General features: G+C 40.2%; 1 protein-coding gene and 1 pseudogene. One reads left to right on the forward strand and one right to left on the reverse strand.

Annotated elements, in window-relative coordinates:
* A pseudogene (locus ACS8FD_RS15400) lies at nucleotides 1-789 on the reverse strand (hypothetical protein); the annotation flags it as partial.
* Nucleotides 790-1,096: 307 nt separating this feature from the next.
* On the opposite strand from ACS8FD_RS15400, the gene ACS8FD_RS15405 reads away from it, so the two are divergent.
* Nucleotides 1,097-1,226, forward strand: a 130-nt coding sequence (locus ACS8FD_RS15405) for an SDR family NAD(P)-dependent oxidoreductase (protein WP_439276490.1), incomplete at its 3' end; no start/stop codon positions are given.

The raw sequence follows: 1,226 nt of genomic DNA on the forward strand, positions 1-1,226 counted from the left end.
GTGCTGCTGATAGGCCTGCTGTAAACTCACGTCTTGTTGTTTTTGTGCCAGACTCATCGCAACCAAAGCCGAGTTTGGCTCGTCCTGCAAGCCCTGTTTAATAAGCACATTGTCTACACTTATAGCCTGCGCCAACAAAGCATTACTCTGCATAAATTGGGTGATAATTGCTGTCTCAGATTCAAAGCTCGCTACCCCGCTTATGAGCGATTGATTAAGATGCGTTAAGTGAAAATCCAAAAATTGCCATAGATCACAAGGTGTCATAACTCTCTCGATAGCTAGATACCAATCCTGACGACTAAATACTTGTAACCATTGCTCGTCTTTACTAACATCTGATATCAGATGCTCCATAAAGTAACGTGCCCCAAAACTATGATTGATAGACGTCGTCACCGATAATCTCTTGTCTTCTTTAATGCCATCATTATCTAATATTTGATGATCTACAAGTTGAACATCCAGTACTAACACCTTGTGAGTCACAGTATTACTATCTTCATCACGCTGCAAGCTTTGCTTTTGCCATATCATTGCAGCTTTGACAATAGCGAGGCGTGCCGTTTCAATATCAGCCGTACTACTAATGATAGGTAGGGGCAACGACACTTCTAGTATACGTAGCGCTCCTTTTGGCAACTTATAGACATATTGACAGGCAGAATACTGTACATCTGCTGTATGTGGTATAGACAAGCTCATAGTAGAAGGTGACAACTGCAGATAACAGTTTAGCGCTTCTAGAGCAAGAAGACGTTCAGATAAAGGTTTGATAGCGTCTGGCACAATGCATCACTCTTATGGTTGAAAAATAGCATTCTTTTGAACAAGTATAACTGTGACCTAATACGTAAAGTAAAAAATAACAGCGTGATAAATACCCATATAAAAAACCTTAACCATCGTAACACTCCTATACAAGAAGACTGTTATACATCCCCGCTTTGTTGTCGCTTTCAAAGCAGTGACTTGTTATGATAATAATAAAGCAATACCATTTGAGGGTCGATTCATGGATGATAAACTGATCGAAACTCCCTTTGCCGGTTTTGCTTATATAGTCACTCTCTTATAATAACAAGGATTAAAGGCCATGAAACGTTTTAAAGAAAAGACAGTTATCGTTACAGGAGCAGGGTCAGGTATTGGTCGTGCAACTGCTATTCGATTTGCTCAAGAAGGTGCCAGTGTGGTCTTAGTAGGTCGTACTGCTGAAACTTTAG

Source organism: Psychrobacter sp. 1U2 (genome assembly GCF_051847575.1).